Consider the following 17,181-nt stretch of genomic DNA (forward strand, 5'->3'; position numbering starts at 1 on the left):
GTTCGACCGCCGCGACTTCCGCAAGGCGCTGGGCCAGTTCTCGACCGGCGTGACCGTCATCACCACGCGCGCCATCGACGGGCGCCGCGTGGGCATGACGGCCAATTCGTTCTCATCGGTGTCGCTCGACCCGCCGCTCGTGCTGTGGAGCCTGGCCCGCAATGCACCGAGCGTGGCGGATTTCACCGGCGCCAGCCATTTCGCGATCAACGTGCTGGCGGCGCACCAGCATCACCTGTCGCGCCAGTTCTCGACGCCGCAGGCCGACAAGTTCGGCGGCGTGGATTGCTGCGAGGGCACGGCAGGCGTGCCGCTGCTCAACGACGTCATCGCACGATTCGTCTGCCGCAACGTGCGGCAGTACGATGGGGGCGACCACCTCATCTTCATCGGCGAAGTGGAGCGGTACGACCGCTTCGATGGCGAGCCGCTGGTCTTTCACTCAGGCTACTACCAGGTGACGACGCGGCACCCGGAATGTTTGCAATAGAACGCACACGGAGAACCACATGCAAGAGAAAGCTCAGGCTTCAGGCCACTACATCGAAATGAAAGCCGCCGACGGCAGCGGCACCTTCCGCGGCTACCTCGCGCTGCCTGCGGCGGGCACGGGCCCCGGCCTGGTGATCGCCCAGGAAATCTTCGGCATCAACCACACCATGCGCGAGGTGGCCGATTACTATGCCGAAGAAGGCTACGTGGCGCTGGTGCCCGACCTGTTCTGGCGGCAGGAGCCGGACGTGGAGCTCGGCTACAGCGAGGCCGACTGGCAGCGCGCCTTCGCGCTCTACGGCGGCTTCGACGAAGCCAAGGGCATGGAAGACATGCAGACCGCCATCGATGCGCTGCGCGCGCGCGCCGAGGTGCCCGGCAGGAAGGTCGGCGTGCTCGGCTTCTGCCTCGGCGGCAAGCTCGCATACCTGGCCGCATGCCGCACCGACGCGGACGCGGCGGTCGGCTACTACGGCGTGGGCATCGACGCCGCGCTCGGCGAGGCCGACCGGATCAAGCGGCCGCTCACGCTGCACATCGCCGAGCTCGACAAGTTCTGTCCGCCCGAGGCGCGCGACCGCATCGTCGCCACGCTCAAGGGCCGCCCCGGCGTTTCCCTGTACGTGTATCCGGGCATGGACCACGCCTTCGCGCGCGCCGGCGGCGAGCACTTCCACAAGCCTTCGGCGCTGATGGCGCACGAGCGCAGCATCGCCACGCTGAAGGACGCCATCGGCCCGCACTACGACCTCTCGGCGCTGTGGGACAAGCACTGCGAATACGAGTTCGCCACGCGCAACGTCGACGACACGATGAGCACCATGGTGGCCGAGCCGTACGTCAACCACATTCCCACGATGACCGGCGGCGTGGGCTACAAGGCGCTGCATGCGTTCTATACGAACCACTTCGTCAACAGCAATCCGCCCGACACCTCCCTGGTGCCCATCTCGCGCACAGTGGGCGCTACGCAGGTGGTCGACGAGATGCTGTTCTGCTTCACGCACACCACCGAGATCCCGTGGATGCTGCCGGGGGTTAAACCGACCGGAAAGCGCGTGGAGATACCGCTGCTCGCGGTCATCAAGTTCCGCGGCAACAAGCTCTATCACGAGCACATCTATTGGGACCAGGCCAGTGTGCTGGTGCAGGTCGGCCTGCTCGACGCCAAGCTGCTGCCGATGGCGGGCATCGAGACGGCGCGCAAGCTGCTGGACGAGACGCTGCCGTCGAATACGTTGATGACGCGTCAGGGGGCGACCGGGGCTTGAAGGGACGCCGCGGCACTTCACGCCTCACTGTGCAATGTCGGCCGCGATTTTCTCCAGCACCTCGCGCGGCCGTTCGGTGATCACGTCGCCATGACTCACCACGATACGCGCCAGCGCCGGTTCGGCGGCCCAGGCACGCAGTGCAGCCGCCAGCGCCGCATGGTCCTTGACGAACATCTTTTCGCCCACCCAGGGCATCTGCGGTTCCTTGACGCCAAAGCCCATGAGACGCGCCATCACCTTGGCGCCCAGGCCGTCTGGATGGTGCACGTTGGCAATGATGTCGTTGACGACCAGCGAGGTGCCGTCCGCGCGCCGGATGACCAGGGCGGCCTCCTTGTCGCCGACGCCCGGCACGGTCTGGAACGCCACGGTCGGGTCGTCGAGCACGTCCTTGGTCGCATCCACCGGCGCGGCCTCGGCCACGGCTTCGCGCGCGCCGGGCGGGCAGACAACCTTCGCGGTCGGATAGCGCCGCTTCCAGGCCTTGAGATCGAGGCGGTGCGATGCGCCGGGCACGATCAGAAAGTCGATCGACCCCAGCGCTTCGAGCTGCGCCATCTGCGGCTCGCTCAGCGCAATGGCACTCCACACGGCGAGTCGCCGGCCCCGCAATGTGAGCACGGTCATCCGGCGTGGAAAATGGCCGAGCGGCATGACGATTTCGCCCGCCACGGTGCGCAAGCCTTCGCCGAGCATTTCAAGCGGGCCGTGCTTCTCGACCTTCCATTCCTCGTTGAGTCTGGACATCTGGATACCTCCGTTTTGTTGAACGTCGATATGCAGCAACCTGAGCCTGTGGCTCGCGCCGCGCCGCCGGCTTCTTGCGCCAGTTCACGTAGGAATAGCGATGCCCGAAACAACTTCCTCCAGGATTTCAGCGGAAGACCCCGTCAGGCCGCGGCAGCCTCGGCGCCCGCATCCGCGAAATCGATCAGCACCTTCATCGCCTTCTGCCGGTCGCTCGCCAGCTCGAAGGCCTGGCGCGCCTGCAGCATCGGGAAGGTGTGCGTCACCACCGGCGACAGGTCGACGCGCCCTTCGTTGATGAGCCGCACCGCGAGCGCGAATTCCGCATGGAAGCGGAACGAGCCGCAGATGCTGAGTTCCTTGGCCACCACCATGTTCTGCGGAATGCTCACGTCGCCGCCCAGCCCCAGCTGCACGACCACGCCGCGCGGGCGCATCACCTCGAGCCCGTCGCGCAGCGCGCGCTCGTTGCCCGAGCATTCGAGCATCACGTCGAAGGTGCCTTTGTCGGCCGAATGGCGTGAAACCCAGGCCTTGTCCTGCGCGACGTTGATGACGTTGTCGGCGCCCATGGCGCGAGCGATGACCAGCGGCTCGTCGACCACGTCGGTAGCGGTGATCTCGGCCGCCCCGTGTGCGCGCGCTGCCGCGATGGCCAGCACGCCGATGGGCCCGCAACCCGACACCAACACCCGCTTGCCCAGCAGCGGGCCGGCGCGCGACACGCCGTGCAGCCCCACCGAGAACGGCTCGGCCAGCGCGGCCAGGCGCAGCGGCACGTGCTCGGCCACCTTCACGCACTGCGTGGCCTCGCACAGCAGCATGTTGCGGAACGCGCCCTGCACGTGCGGCGTGCGCATCGCGCTGCCATAGAAGCGCATGTCGAGGCACTGGTTGGGCAGGCCCTCGAGGCAGAACTTGCAGGCGCCACACGGACGGCTCGGGTTGACGGCCACCTTGTCGCCGATGCGCACGCTCTCCACGCCGGGCGCCACCGCCACCACGGTGCCGGCCACTTCATGGCCCAGCACCATCGGCTCCTTGATGCGCACGGTGCCAAAGCCGCCGTTGTGAAAGTAGTGCAGGTCGGAGCCGCAGATGCCGCCCATGCCGACCTTCACCAGCACCTGGCCCGGGCCGATCTCGCCGGCGTCCTGTTCGTCCAGGCGCAGATCGTCGGGGGCGTGGATCACGAGGCACATACAACGCAAACGCATGATGTTTCTTCCTTCAGGCAACGGGAGTGACCAGGGGCTGGCCCGCGAAGTGGGCCTCGATGTTGCGGCGCACGAGTTCGCCCATGGCGCGGCGCGTCTCTTCGGTGCCGCTGCCATGGTGCGGGTGCAACACCACGTTGTCGAGCGCGGCAAAGCGCGGGTCGATGCGCGGTTCGTTGAGGAACACGTCGAGCGCGGCGCCTGCAATGGCGCGCGCCTCCAGCGCCTGCAGCAGCGCGCCTTCGTCGACGGTGGTGCCGCGCGACACGTTCACCAGCCAGCCCTTCGGGCCCAGCGCCTGCAGCACTTCGGCATTGACGATGCCGCGCGTTGCTTCGCCGCCGGGCAGGATGACGATGAGCACGTCGCACCAGTCGGCCATGGCGGACAAGCTTGCGAAGTGACGGTGCGGACTGTCTTGCTTCGGCGTGCGGCTGAAGTAGCCCAGCTCCACGTCGAAGCCCGAGAGCCGGCGCGCGATGGTGCTGCCGATGCGGCCGAAGCCCGCGATGCCGATGCGCTGGCCGAAGACGCGCGTGGTCAGCGGCATGCCGCCGTTGGCCCATGCGCCGCTGCGCACGAACCGGTCGCCCGCCGGAATGCGGCGCTGCAGCGCGAGCGTGAGCCCCACGGCGAGATCGGCCACGTCGCCGTTGAGCACGTCGGGCGTGTTGCTCACGCGGATGCCGCGCGCACGGCAGGCGGCGAGGTCGATGCCGTCGGTGCCCACGCCGTAGCAGGCGATCAGCTCCAGCTTCGGCAGCGCGGCGATCAGCTCGGCATTCGCGCCCAGTTCGCCACGCGTGGCGACCGCGCGGATGTGCGGCGCGTGCTCCGCAATGAAGGCCTGCCGGTCGGGCGCTTCCCACAGGCGGTGCAGCGTGTAGGCGGCCTGCATCGGCGCCATGTCCCATTCCGGGTAGGCGCCGGGCATCAGCACGTGCGGGGATGTAGCGGTAGCGGTCAAGCGGGTCTCTCCTGCGGATGTCGATTCAATCAGATACCGGTAACTTTAATCGCCAACATGAAATAACGCCAGCGCAGGTTTTACCCATTGACGACTACAAAAGATACCGGTAACTTATCCGGCTGTCATGGACCAGGAGCCTCCCTTGAAACTGTTCGACCTTTCCGGGCGCACCGCCCTCATCACCGGCTCCAGCAAGGGCATCGGCTTCGCGCTGGCCGCGGCGCTGGGCAACGCCGGGGCGCGCGTGGTGCTCAATGCACGCGACGCCGCGGCGCTCACCGCCGCCCGTGACGCCCTGCGCGCCAAGGGCATCGCGGCCGAGGCCATGGCCTTCGACGTGACCGACGCCGCCGCGGTGGAAGCGGGCGTGGCCGCCATCGAAGCCGACATCGGCGCCATCGACATCCTCGTCAACAACGCCGGCATGCAGCACCGCGGCGCGTTCGCCGAATTCCCGGTCGATGCCTGGCACAAGATAGTCACCACGAACATCGACAGCGTGTTCCTGGTCGGCCGCTTCGTGGCCCAGCGCATGATCGAGCGCAAGCGCGGCAAGATCATCAACGTGTGCTCGGTGCAGAGCGAGCTGGGCCGCCCGGGCATTGCGCCCTACGCCGCCACCAAGGGCGCGGTGAAGATGCTCACCAAGGGCATGGCGATCGACCTCGGCAAGCACGGCATCCAGGTCAATGGCCTCGGGCCGGGCTACTTCAAGACCGAACTCACGCAGGCGCTGGTGGCCGACGAGGCCTTCACGGCGTGGCTCTCGGGCCGCACACCCGCCGGCCGCTGGGGCGACGTGGAAGAGCTGGGCGGTGCGGCCATCTTCCTGGCCTCGGACGCGTCGAGCTTCGTCAACGGCCACATCCTGTATGTGGATGGCGGCATCACCGCGAGCCTGTAGCACCGTGCACTGCATGCTGAAAGCCCCCGCATGACGACCGCAACCGTCCCCAGCCAGCGCGTGGCCGTGATCGGCGTGGGCATCATGGGCACGGCCATCGCTCGCCGGCTGCTCGAATGCGGCCACCGGGTGAGCGTGTTCGATCCCGACACGGCCAAGGTCGCGGCGCTGCAGGCGCATGGCGCGCAGGCCGCCGGCACCGCGCAGGCGGCAGCGGCGGCCTGCGACTTCGTGATCACCAGCCTCAACTCGGCAGCGGTGGTGGAGCGCGCGATCTTCGGCGAGGCCGGCATCGCCGCCGCGCCGGCCGATGCGAAGCGGCTGCTGATCGACATGTCGTCCATCGACCCGCCGTCCACGCGCCGGCTCGCGCAATCGCTGCGCGAGCGCACGGGCATGGGCTTCGTCGACGCGCCGCTCTCGGGCGGCGCGCCCAAGGCCCTGCTCGGGCAGCTCACGGTGATGGCCGGCGGCAGCGCCGAAGACGTGCAGCGCGCACGCGCCGTGATGGACAGCCTGTGCGCCAACTACACCCGCATGGGCGACAGCGGCGCGGGCCAGACCACCAAGCTCGTCAACCAGCTGCTCTGCGCCATCGGCTTCCAGGCCGTGGCCGAGGCCGTGCGGCTGGCCGAGGCCGGCGGCGTCGATGCCTCGAAGCTGCCCGCCGCGCTGGCCGGCGGCCGCGCCGACAGCCAGATCCTGCGCGAGTTCGGCCCCAAGATGGCCGCGCGCGACTACACGCCCACGGGGCGCATCGACAACATGCTGAAGGACCTCGAGGCGGTGCAGGCCTTCTCGCAGGGCCAACGCCTGCCGATGCCGCTGGCGGGCGCCGTCTCGGAGCTGCACCGCAGCTTCGTCGCGGCCGGGCTCGGTGCCGAAGACACGGCGGCCATGATGCGGCAGTTCGACGGCTACGCTCGCGGCTGAAGCGGCCGCGCCCACGGATTTCAACCAGGAAAGAAGAACACCCATGTTCATCCGCTGCGCGTTTTTCAGGGGCCGGGTCAAGGCCGGCATGGAAGAAGCATTCGACCGCCACGTGCACGAAAAGCTCGTGCCGCTGTGGACCCGCTTCCCCGGTGCGCTCGAGGTGCGCGTGCTGCGCCAGCTCGAAAGCGACGTGAGCGATCCCGAACTGGCAATGGTGCTGTCGATCCGCTATGCGAGCCGCGAGGACATCGCCATCGCGCTCGATTCGCCCGTGCGCTACGAAAGCCGCGAGGTCTCGAAGACGCTCTTCGAGATGTTCGACGGCACGGTCTTCCACACCGTGTTCAGCGCCGAGGAGTTCGCGCTCGCGGCCGCCTGAGCGGCGTCCTCTTCCTTGCCGTCTTGTTTGCCTTCTGCGGCTGCGCCTTGCCGTCGAGGTCCGCCAGTTCCCACACGCCGCCGGCCGCCGACACCAGCGCATGCGCGCTGTTGATCAGCCCGATGTGCGAGAACGCCTGCGGAAAATTGCCGAGCTGCCGCTGCGCGACCGGGTCGTACTCCTCGGCGAACAGGCCCAGGTCGTTGCCCAGTGCCAGCAGGCGCTTGAACAGCGCCCGCGCCTTGCGCAGCCTGCCCATGGCCACGTACACGTTCGACAGCCAGAAGCTGCACGCGAGGAATGCGCCCTCCCCGCCTTCGAGGCCGTCCACGCCTTTCTCGGTGCGGTAGCGGTACACCAGCCCGTTGAAGATCAGCTCCTTCTCGATGCGCGCGATGGTGCCCTGCACGCGTGCGTCGTGAATGGGCAGGAAGCCGATCAGCGGCATCCACAGCAGCGCCGCGTCCACCGTGTCGGCGCCGTAGAACTGAACGAAGGAATTGCGCCCGGCGTCGTAGCCGCGTGCGCAGACTTCGGCATGGATCTCGTCGCGCACCTCGCGCCAGCGCTCCACGGGCCCTTCGAGTCCGTATTCCGTCGCGCTCGCGATCATCCGGTCGAAGGCCAGCCAGCACATGATCTTGGAGTGCACGAAGTGGCGCGGCTCGCCGCGCACTTCCCAGAGGCCGCAGTCGGGTTCCTTCCACAGCGCCGTCAGTTGCTTCGCGATGGCGCGCTCCAGTGGCCACACCTTGTCCATGTCCGCCAGCCCGGCCTTGCGCGCCGCATGGAAGGCTGCGATGACCGAGCCGTACACATCGAGTTGCCGCTGCCCGTGCGCGCCGTTGCCGATGCGCACCGGCCGGCTGTTCTCGTAGCCCGGCAGCCAATCGAGCTCGAGTTCGGTGAGCGAGCGTTCGCCGTGCAGGCCGTACATCACCTGCAGCTCCTCGGGCGAGCCGCCCACCGCGCGCATCAGCCACCAGCGCCAGGCGCTGGCCTCCTCCACGTAGCCCGAGCCGATCAGCGCGTAGAGCGTGAGCGCCGCGTCGCGCAGCCAGCAGAAGCGGTAGTCCCAGTTGCGCTCGCCGCCGGGCCGCTCGGGCAGCGAAGTGCTCGGCGCGGCAACGATGCCGCCGGTGGGCTCGTAGGTGAGCGCCTTGAGCGTGAGCAGCGAGCGCATCACCGGCTCGTGGAACTCGCCGCCGTAGCCGCAGCGCCCGGTCCATGCGCTCCACTCGATCACGGTGCGCGCCAGCAGCGCGCTGGCGTCGCGCGTCACCGGCGGCTTCAGGTGCGACGGAAACCAGTCGAGGCTGAACGCGATCGACTGCCCCGCCGACACGGAGAAGTCGGCAAAGCTCGCGAAGTTCTCGTTGGTCAGCGGCACGCCGGAGCTGATGCGCACCGAGTCGGGCCCGGCCGTTGCGAACACCGCGCCGTCGCGCCGCTCCATCCACGGGCACCACTCGCCGTAGTTGAAGCGGATGCGGAACTCGGTGTGCATGGCGACGACGCCGCGCGCGCCCCGCACGATGCGCACCACCTCGTGCGTGCCGTCGATGGCGGGGCGGGGCATGAAGTCGGTGACGATGGCCACGCCCTTGGCCGTGCGGATCGTGGTCTCGAGCACCACCGTGCCGGGCAGGTAGCGCCGGGCGATGCGCGCATTGCGGTCCTTGGCACGCATCGTCCAGTGCCCGTTGCGCTCGTCGCCGAGCAGGCTGGCGAACATGGCCGCGGAATCGAAGCGCGGCAGGCACAGCCATTCGATGTCGCCGCCGCGGTGCACCAGCGCCGCGCTGTGGGTCGAGCCGATGAGCGCGTAGTCGCCGATGGGGCGGTCGGCATGGAGCCGTCCGGAGGGGTGCTTGGGGTTCTTTGACAAGAGCCCGAGTCTTTTCGCGCGCGCGGGCGAGGCACGCCAGCGGCGGGCGCGGATTGCTGACGGACAACGCCTTTTCGCGGGCGCGTCAGGCCTGAGGATCACGCCCCCCAGGCCGGGTCATCCATTCGTCCACGAAAAACCGCGCACGGAACCTGACCCGTTCGAGCGCGGCTTCGCGCGAAGGCTGCTGCGCCAGCACGAACACACAGCGCTGCACCCGCCCCTGGCGGAGTTCGGCCTTGCCGGCGTAGGTGCCTTCCGGGGCCTTCTTGAGGTCCACTTGGCAAGTCCAGCCTTCGGGGAGATCGAAGTCGGAGAATTCGTGGGTCATGGCAGATCGAAGAATAGTTCTCCGGGAGCCGCGGCTCGATCTTCCAGCCAGCGGTGCCAAGGGCCTTTTCCTGAAAATGTGACGATCGCCGGCCTCGAGGAACCACCACCAATGGGCGGGTGCCTGAGCGACCTCTACCAACGCCAGCAGACCGTCGACACCAGTATGGGCGGGCCACCTTAAGCCCAGCTGAAGAACCCGCCGGACGAGTTGAAAATTCAAGCAAGAATTGCGAATGCAACTGCAGATCGACTCGCGCCAGGTCCACCTGTGGCACCTGTACGTTCCCGACCAGGACGCCCCCGCCCACGAAGAAGCCATGGCCCTGCTGACGCCCGAGGAGCGCGAAAAGCACGGGCGCTTCCGCTTCGCCCGCGACAGGCGCCGGTACCTCATGACGCGGTGGCTGATCCGCTCGCTGCTCTCCCGCTACGCGCCCATCGCGCCGCGCGACTGGCGGTTCGAAACCAACGCCTATGGGCGCCCGCGGATCGCCAATGCGCTGCTGCAGGCGAAGCGTCTTCGCTTCAACATTTCGCACAGCGCCTCGCTCATCGTGGTGGCGCTGACGGTCGAGCGCGAGGTGGGCGTGGACGTCGAACACACGGCCAGGGCCGCCCCGCTGGAGATTGCGCAGCAGTTCTTTTCCGCCGACGAGGCGCAGGCGCTGCGGCAGCTTCCGGCCGAGCTTCAGCCCTCCCGGTTCTGGGATCTCTGGACGCTCAAGGAAAGCTACATCAAGGCGCGCGGCATGGGGTTGTCGCTTCCGCTGGACCGGTTCTCCTTCAGTTTCGAAGGCGCGCATGAGGTGGCAGTCGGCTTCGAGGACGGCCTCGACGACTCAGCTGCGCGCTGGCGGTTCTGGCAGCTCCAGCCGGACAACGCGCATGCCGTGGCCCTCTGCCTGGAGTGCGTGCAACCGGAAGGCGTGCAACTCGTGTGCTGGAAGGCATCGCCGCTGCTTGCCTCGGTCGAAGAGTTCCAGAGCGCGGTGACGCGCCGGTCACCGGGCGGTTGATTCCCGGGGCGGAACGGTCTTCCAAATTTCGCGCGAGGCTGATCGCGGGCTTTGTCAAGCGGCATGCCCGCCATGGAACATCGTTTCCATAAATATCTCGCAAGTAAATCGATGCACTAAAAAGAGCTATCGATTGCTTTCCTTCTGTGAGAAACAGATGTCCATTACCACCAAAATCTACGATTGACAAAGTAATTTTCCATGGTAAACATTCAATTCATTAGTAACTTGTTATTACTATTAATAAATAATCCGCGTTTGAAAATTTAAATCAATTCGACAAACTGCCTCCTAAAAGCGACAAGGCAGATTGCAATCGCCCACCCCCAAATTAACATTTGTTTGCAACAACTAACAAATAGTGCGCAGGGACAAGGTCCTAGGACCGATCACTGATTTTTTAATTGGATGGATGGGGTCATGAATAAAACTTATCGCTCACTCTGGAATGAGTCCCTTGGCGCCTGGGTCGCCGCGTCGGAAAACACACGGGCCTGCGGCAAGCGCGGCGGGAGTTCCGTGGCGGCCGCCGGCGCGACCGACGCGCTGACATTGCCCGCATCGGGACACTTGAGGGCCGGGATCGTGAGCGCGCTGCTGGCGCTAGGCGGGATCGGATGGTCTTCGCTGGCGCAGGCGCAGGCAGTGAACTGCGGTGCGGCGCCTTACAACGCATACAACGGCACGGCTTCGTGCATGGGCCTTAGCTCCGCAGCGTCGGGAATCGGGGCCACCGCGCTGGGCTCTCTCGCGCAAGCCCAACTGCTCGGCGGACTCGCCGTGGGATATGCCTCCCTCAGCGCCGGGCAGAATTCCATTTCGCTGGGCTTCCAGGCTTATTCCTCCGCCATCAATTCCATCTATCTGGGTGCTCGTACTGGGCCGACGACAGGGGCACTTGCCGGCGGCGCCATCGGAATTGGTACGGACGTGACCGCCAGCGGCGGCAATGCCTTTGCAGCGGGCTCGTTCGCCAGCGCCAGCGGGGACAACGCCGTCTCCCTGGGCGCAGGCTCAAGTGCGGCCGGATTGCGCAGCGTCGCCCTGGGGTACCAGGTGAACGCGGCCGCATTGGATACCGTCGCCCAAGGCACTTCTGCCACCGCGACAGCCCAGAATGCCATTGCCATCGGCTTCCAGTCGATCGCGACCCAGCTGAATTCGCTCTACCTCGGATCGCGCACGGCTCCGGGCACGGGGGCCACAGGGGTCGGTGCCGTTGCCATCGGCACCGACGTGACAGCATCCCAGACCAACACTACCGCCCTCGGCTTCCAGAGCAAAGCAACCGCGGCGAATTCGGCAGCTCTCGGCCCGAACGCCGCGGCTTCGGGCACTGCAGCAGTGGCGCTGGGCTCCGGCGCAGTCGCGAGCAACACCAACGCGGTCGCACTTGGCGCCGCCGCCCAGGCTACTGCTGCCGGCGCCAGCGCCCTGGGCACCTTCGCCAATGCCGCGGGCGGGAACTCCACCGCGGTCGGCGTCAGTTCGACGGCCACCGGTGCGCGTGCGTTCGCCGGCGGCTGGGGAGTTCAGGCGGGAGGTACCGATTCCGCGGCCATCGGCACACGGGCCAACGCGGCAGGCATCAGTTCAGCAGCGCTCGGCAACCTTGCCAATGCCTCGGCCGACTTCTCGCTGGCCATGGGCAATCAGGCTGTCTCGAGCGGCGTCGGCTCGGTCGCGTCGGGGTCGGGGGCCAACGCCGCGGCCGACGGCACCGTGGCGATGGGCAACAACGCCACGGCGACTATCGCACGCGCAACCGCGTTGGGGTTCGGCACACTGGCGTCCGACCAGAACGCCACCGCACTGGGCGCGCTCGCCAGTGCGACCGCAGCGCAGGCGATCGCGATCGGCAGCAGCGCCAAGGCCTCGGCGCTCAATGCGATCGCCATGGGCAACGGCGCCGTCGCCAATTCCGGCGATGCAGTCTCGATCGGCACCGGCTCCACGGCCACCGGCGGCAGAGCAGTGGCCATCGGCGCCGGAAACGTCGCCAACGGCAATGGTGCCGTGGCGATCGGCGACCCGAACACCGCCACCGGCAACGGTGCGATCGCGAATGGCCTGGACAACACAGCCACGGGCGACGGCTCCGTGGCCATGGGCAACACCAACATGGTCGGCGGTGGCGGCCAGGCGGTCAGCACCGCCGGCACGGCGGCGCGTGGCGCGGTGGGTATCGGCTTCCAGAACACCGTGGTCGGCCAGGGCAGCGTCGCGCTCGGCAGCACCAGCAAGGCACTGGCGGCGGGCGCCGTCGCCCTCGGCGATACGGCCATTGCCAACAATGCAAGGGACGTGGCGCTGGGTTCCGGCAGCGTGACGGACACGGCCGTCGGCACGGCCAGCGCGGTGATCGGCGGTACCACCTACAACTTCGCCGGCACCACGCCAACCAGCACGATCAGCGTGGGCAGCGGGGGCAACGAGCGGACCATCACCAACGTGGCGGCGGGGCGGATCTCTTCGAGTTCGACCGATGCCATCAACGGTTCGCAGCTCTACGCCACCAACCAGGCGGTGCAGGCCATCGCGGCCAGCACGCCCACCCACTACTACAGCGTAAACGACGGCGGTACGCAGCAGGCGAACTACACGAACAACGGCGCGACCGGCGCGAATTCGTTGGCGGCCGGCGTCGCCGCGTCGGCTTCGGGCGATCAGTCCGTGGCGCAGGGCTTCCAGTCGAGCGCATCGGCCGGCGACGCCATTGCGATCGGCACCGGCACCAAGGCGTCGGCGGTCAGCAGCACCGCGATCGGCGTCAACGCCGTGGCATCGGGCGTCAGCGGCTCCACGGCGGTGGGCGCCTTCTCCAACGCCAGTGCCACCAACAGCCTGGCGGTCGGCGAATTTGCCAGCGCATCCGGCGTGAACGCCTCGGCCGTCGGCCCCGGCGCGAACGCCGCGGCAGCGCGTGCCACGGCGCTCGGCAATGCCTCGTCCGTCGCGGCTGCGGGCGGCGTCGCCGTGGGCGACACGGCCAGCGCCAAGGCGGCGGACAGCGTGGCGGTGGGCGCGAATTCGGTTGCCAACAACGCCGGTGACGTGGCACTTGGTTCTGGCTCGACCACCGCCACGGCCGTCGGCACGGCCAGCGCCGTGATCAACGGCAAGACGTACAACTTCCAGGGCACCACGCCGGCTTCGACGGTGAGCGTGGGCACGGTGGGTGCCGAGCGCACGATCACCAACGTTGCAGCCGGCCGGATCTCCGGCACCAGCACCGACGCGATCAACGGCAGCCAGCTGTTCGCCACCAACGCCGCGATCGATGATGTAGCCACCACGGCCAACAAAGGTTGGAACGTGACCACAGGCCAGACAGGCACCGGCACGGTCACAGGCACCAGCGTGCAGAACATCGCCCCGGGCGGCACCGCCACCTACACGGCGGGCAACAACATCGCCATCACGCAGAACGGTGCAGAGGTGCAGATCGCCACCAGCGCCACGCCCAACTTCACCAGCGTGACCACGGGCGGCACAGTGCTGAACAACAACGGCCTGACGATCACGGGCGGACCGAGCGTGACCAACACCGGCATCAACGCCGGCAACACGGTCATCACCAACGTGGCACCCGGCGTGGCGCCCACCGATGCGGTGAACGTGACCCAGCTGGGCGACACGGTGGCGGCCAACAAGACCAAGTACTACAGCGTGAACGACAACGGGGTGGCGGGAGCCAACGTCAACAACGACGGCGCGCAGGGCATCAACTCCATCGCCGCGGGCGTGGGTGCGAGCACCACCAAGGCGGCCACCGGCAGCGTGGCCATGGGCAACAACGCCGCGGCCAGCGTCGTCAACGGGCTGGCGCTGGGCTCCGGCGCGGCGGCGGGTACCAACGCGGGCGACGTGGCACTGGGCTCCGGCTCGGTCACGGCGGCCGTGGTCAACACCCCCGGCGTGACCATCAACGGCACGCCCCACACCTTCCAGGGCACCACTGCGACGAGCACCGTGAGCGTGGGCGCGGTGGGCGCCGAGCGCACGATCACCAACGTCGCAGCCGGCCGGATTTCCAACACCTCGACCGACGCGATCAACGGCTCGCAGCTGTTCGCCACCAATGCCGAGCTGGCCAACATCGGCTCCACGGCCAGCAAGGGCTGGAACATGACCACGGCCCGGACAGGCACGGGCACGGCGACGGGCACCAGCGTGCAGAACATCGCCCCGGGCGGCACCGCCACCTACACGGCGGGCGACAACATCGCCATCACGCAGAACGGTGCAGAAGTGCAGATCGCCACCAGCGCCACGCCCAACTTCACCAGCGTGACCACGGGCGGCACCGTGCTGAACAACAACGGCCTCACGATCACGGGCGGACCGAGCGTGACGAACACCGGGATCAATGCCGGCAACACGGTCATCACCAACGTGGCGCCCGGCGTGGCGCCCACCGATGCGGTGAACGTGAGCCAGCTGACCACGCAGGTGAATGCGTCCAAGATCCACTACTACAGCGTGAACGACAACGGCACGCAGCAGGGGAACTATGCGAACGATGGGGCCACGGGCATCAATGCCCTGGCTGCCGGCGTGAACGCCCTGGCCGCGGGTGCAAGCGGCATTGCCATGGGCAACGGCGCGCGCGCCAGCGCCGCTGACACCATCGCCATCGGCAGCACTGCGACGGCCGATTCGGCGGAGGCGGTGGCCATCGGCAAGAACGCGAAGGCCACAGGCGGCAAGGCGATCTCGATCGGCTCGGGCAACACGGCCTACGGCGACGGGGCTGTTGCCATCGGCGATCCGAGCTATGCCAGCGGTACCGGTGCCTTTACCGGCGGTGCCAACAACATCGCCAACAGCGACGGCACGGCCTCGGCCACTGCGGCCAACCAGGCCAATGGTGCAGTCGCCATCGGCAATGGCAACAAGGCGATCGGCCAGGGCTCGGTGGCACTGGGCAACGGCTCCACGGCCGGTGCGGCCGGCAAGGCCGGCAGCGTGGCCATCGGCGATGCAGCGACGGCGACTGCCAATGCGGGCGATGTGGCGCTGGGCTCCGGCTCGATCACCACGGCGGCCGTCGGCACGGCCAGCGCGACCATCAACGGCAAGACCTACAACTTCCAGGGCACCACGCCGGCGAGCACGGTGAGCGTCGGCGCGCCGGGGGCGGAGCGCACGATCACCAACGTGGCCGCCGGCCGGATCTCCAACACCAGCACCGATGCGATCAACGGCTCGCAGCTGTTCGCCACCAACCAGTCGATCGAGGACCTCAGCACGACGGTCACGACCAACAAGACCAAGTACTACAGCGTCAACTCCACCGGCGGCACCAACGAAGACAACCTCGGCGCCACCGGCGCCAACGCCATCGCGTCGGGCAAGAACGCGGCGGCGGCCGGCGCTTCGGCGGTGGCCATCGGCCTGGGGGCCACGGCCGCGGACGCCAACAGCGTGGCGCTGGGCGCAGGTTCGGCCACGGCCGCTGCAGTGGGGACTGCGAGCACGACGATCAACGGCACGACCTACAACTTCCAGGGCACCACCCCGGTGGGCACGGTCAGCGTGGGCACGGTCGGAGCCGAACGCACCATCACCAACGTGGCCGCCGGCCGGATCTCCAACACCAGCACCGATGCGATCAACGGCTCGCAGCTGTTCGCCACCAACCAGTCGATCGAGAATCTCAGCACCACGGTCACGGCCAACAAGATCAGGTACTACAGCGTCAACTCCACCGGCGGCGGCAACGAAGACAACCTCGGTGCGACGGGTGCCGATGCCATCGCGTCGGGCAAGGATGCGAGCGCAACGGTTGCCGGTGCGGTGGCCATCGGTTCGGGTGCCGTCTCCGACCGGGCGGTCGCGCCTTCCACCGGCAGCATTCCGGCCGGCAGTTCGCTGATCTCCTACAACACCACCGACCGCACCCTGCTGGGCGCACTGTCGGTCGGCAGTGCGACCACCTACCGCCAGATCACCAACGTGGCCGACGGCACGCAAGCGCAGGACGCGGTCACGGTGCGGCAGCTGTCTGGCGCGTTGACGTCCTTCGCGGTGACGCCGACGCTGTACTTCCATGCCAACTCCGCCGCGGCGGACTCGCTGGCCATTGGCGCGGAGTCGGTGGCCGTGGGGCCGCAGACCGTGGTCAACGGCAACAACGGCGTGGGCATCGGCAACGGCGCGGTGGTGCAGCAAAGCGCGCCGGGCGGCATTGCGATCGGCCAGGGCGCGACCTCGCACATGGCCGACTCCATCGCGCTGGGCACGCAGTCGTCGGCCGCCGCCGTGCAAGGCGTGGCGCTGGGCGCGGGCACCAGCGTGACGCAGGCCGGCGGCGTGGCGCTGGGCGCGGGCTCGGTGGCCTCCACCGCCGCGGGCGTGGCCGGCTACATCCCGCCCACCGCCACTGCCGCGCAGCGCATTGCCATCGGCGCGACCACCAGCACGCTGGCGGCGGTATCGGTGGGCAATGCAGCCAGCGGCCAGTTCCGGCAGATCACCGGCGTGGCCGCGGGCACGGCCGACAGCGATGCGGTCAACGTTTCACAGCTGCGGGGTGTACAGGGCACGGTCGCTGCGATCGACCAGTCGGCGGTCAAGTACGACAGCAATGCGGACGGCACGATCAACCACAACAGCGTGACGATGGGCGGCAGCAACGCCACCGGCCCGGTCACGGTGCACAACGTGGCGCCGGGCGTGGCGGGCACCGACGCCGTCAACGTGAACCAGTTGAACGCGGTCAGCGGCGGCCTGAACAACCGCATCGATGCGACCAACAGCCGCATCGACAACGTCGAGAAGAACGCGTATGCCGGCGTTGCCGCGGCCATGGCCCTGCAGATGCCTGCGAGCTACGTTCCGGGCAAGACGGTCATGCGCATCGGCGCGGGCTCCTTCAAGGGCCAGGGCGCGGTGGGCATCAGTTTCCGGCGCACCTCCGAGAACAACGCCTGGAGCATCACCGGCGGCGTGGCCACCAGCCGTGCCGGGGTGGGCGCCACCGTTGGCGCGGAATGGGTCTTCAACTGATCGCCATACGGATG

12 protein-coding genes are annotated in these 17,181 nt (G+C 68.0%); 7 read left to right on the plus strand and 5 right to left on the minus strand.

The features are described 5' to 3' along the window. Nucleotides 1-28 precede the first annotated feature (28 nt). Complete coding sequence (locus PMI12_RS29490; protein ID WP_256220245.1) at nt 29-490, plus strand: flavin reductase family protein; 462 nt, start codon at nt 29-31, stop codon at nt 488-490. A gap of 19 nt (nt 491-509) precedes the next feature. Beyond that, complete coding sequence (locus PMI12_RS19870; protein ID WP_007836036.1) at nt 510-1,763, plus strand: dienelactone hydrolase family protein; 1,254 nt, start codon at nt 510-512, stop codon at nt 1,761-1,763. Nucleotides 1,764-1,787: 24 nt separating this feature from the next. On the opposite strand, the gene PMI12_RS19875 is transcribed toward PMI12_RS19870, so the two are convergent. The 3 genes from PMI12_RS19875 to PMI12_RS19885 form a co-directional block, all read right to left on the minus strand. Beyond that, on the minus strand, nt 1,788-2,513 hold the full coding sequence (locus PMI12_RS19875; RefSeq protein WP_007836037.1) for a hypothetical protein: 726 nt from the start codon (nt 2,511-2,513) through the stop codon (nt 1,788-1,790). A gap of 143 nt (nt 2,514-2,656) precedes the next feature. Then, entirely contained in the window at nt 2,657-3,730 is a 1,074-nt protein-coding gene (locus tag PMI12_RS19880; protein ID WP_007836038.1) for an L-idonate 5-dehydrogenase, read from the minus strand. 13 nt (nt 3,731-3,743) lie between these two features. Continuing rightward, a complete protein-coding gene (locus PMI12_RS19885; protein WP_007836039.1) occupies nt 3,744-4,697 on the minus strand; it encodes a 2-hydroxyacid dehydrogenase in 954 nt (317 codons plus the stop codon). A 127-nt stretch (nt 4,698-4,824) separates the two neighbouring features. Here PMI12_RS19885 and PMI12_RS19890 point away from each other — a divergent pair, with 127 nt between their 5' ends. From PMI12_RS19890 to PMI12_RS19900, 3 genes are read left to right on the plus strand one after another with little or no spacing between them, the layout of a single operon-like run. Continuing rightward, entirely contained in the window at nt 4,825-5,604 is a 780-nt protein-coding gene (locus PMI12_RS19890; protein ID WP_007836040.1) for a glucose 1-dehydrogenase, read from the plus strand. Nucleotides 5,605-5,634: 30 nt separating this feature from the next. Beyond that, nucleotides 5,635-6,537 (plus strand): NAD(P)-dependent oxidoreductase, encoded by a 903-nt coding sequence (locus PMI12_RS19895; RefSeq protein ID WP_007836041.1) that lies wholly within the window; start codon nt 5,635-5,637, stop codon nt 6,535-6,537. Nucleotides 6,538-6,580: 43 nt separating this feature from the next. Further along, a complete protein-coding gene (locus PMI12_RS19900; protein ID WP_007836048.1) occupies nt 6,581-6,919 on the plus strand; it encodes a hypothetical protein in 339 nt (112 codons plus the stop codon). Here the strand turns inward: PMI12_RS19900 and PMI12_RS19905 are convergent. Together PMI12_RS19905 and PMI12_RS19910 are read right to left on the minus strand one after the other, a co-directional pair. After that, nucleotides 6,885-8,807, minus strand: a complete 1,923-nt coding sequence (locus PMI12_RS19905) for a glycoside hydrolase family 15 protein (protein ID WP_007836051.1) — start codon at nt 8,805-8,807, stop codon at nt 6,885-6,887. The genes PMI12_RS19900 and PMI12_RS19905 overlap by 35 nt on opposite strands. A gap of 85 nt (nt 8,808-8,892) precedes the next feature. Further along, on the minus strand, nt 8,893-9,138 hold the full coding sequence (locus PMI12_RS19910; protein ID WP_007836053.1) for a hypothetical protein: 246 nt from the start codon (nt 9,136-9,138) through the stop codon (nt 8,893-8,895). A 235-nt stretch (nt 9,139-9,373) separates the two neighbouring features. On the opposite strand from PMI12_RS19910, the gene PMI12_RS19915 reads away from it, so the two are divergent. Both PMI12_RS19915 and PMI12_RS19920 read left to right on the plus strand, forming a co-directional pair. Further along, nucleotides 9,374-10,156, plus strand: a complete 783-nt coding sequence (locus PMI12_RS19915; RefSeq protein ID WP_007836057.1) for a 4'-phosphopantetheinyl transferase family protein — start codon at nt 9,374-9,376, stop codon at nt 10,154-10,156. 420 nt (nt 10,157-10,576) lie between these two features. After that, entirely contained in the window at nt 10,577-17,167 is a 6,591-nt protein-coding gene (locus PMI12_RS19920; RefSeq protein ID WP_007836059.1) for an ESPR-type extended signal peptide-containing protein, read from the plus strand. The last annotated feature ends 14 nt before the right edge of the window (nt 17,168-17,181 follow it).

Origin of the sequence: Variovorax sp. CF313, from assembly GCF_000282635.1 — a bacterium.
In the GTDB taxonomy this organism is placed as follows: Bacteria; Pseudomonadota; Gammaproteobacteria; order Burkholderiales; family Burkholderiaceae_C; genus Variovorax.

Coding starts and splice junctions, on each gene's coding strand:
- PMI12_RS19870 (WP_007836036.1), top strand. CDS start 510: ATGCAAGAGAAAGCTCAGGCTTCAGGCCACTACATCGAAATGAAAGCC.
- PMI12_RS19875 (WP_007836037.1), bottom strand. CDS start 2,513: ATGTCCAGACTCAACGAGGAATGGAAGGTCGAGAAGCACGGCCCGCTT.
- PMI12_RS19880 (WP_007836038.1), bottom strand. CDS start 3,730: ATGCGTTTGCGTTGTATGTGCCTCGTGATCCACGCCCCCGACGATCTG.
- PMI12_RS19890 (WP_007836040.1), top strand. CDS start 4,825: ATGGACCAGGAGCCTCCCTTGAAACTGTTCGACCTTTCCGGGCGCACC.
- PMI12_RS19895 (WP_007836041.1), top strand. CDS start 5,635: ATGACGACCGCAACCGTCCCCAGCCAGCGCGTGGCCGTGATCGGCGTG.
- PMI12_RS19900 (WP_007836048.1), top strand. CDS start 6,581: ATGTTCATCCGCTGCGCGTTTTTCAGGGGCCGGGTCAAGGCCGGCATG.
- PMI12_RS19910 (WP_007836053.1), bottom strand. CDS start 9,138: ATGACCCACGAATTCTCCGACTTCGATCTCCCCGAAGGCTGGACTTGC.
- PMI12_RS19915 (WP_007836057.1), top strand. CDS start 9,374: ATGCAACTGCAGATCGACTCGCGCCAGGTCCACCTGTGGCACCTGTAC.
- PMI12_RS19920 (WP_007836059.1), top strand. CDS start 10,577: ATGAATAAAACTTATCGCTCACTCTGGAATGAGTCCCTTGGCGCCTGG.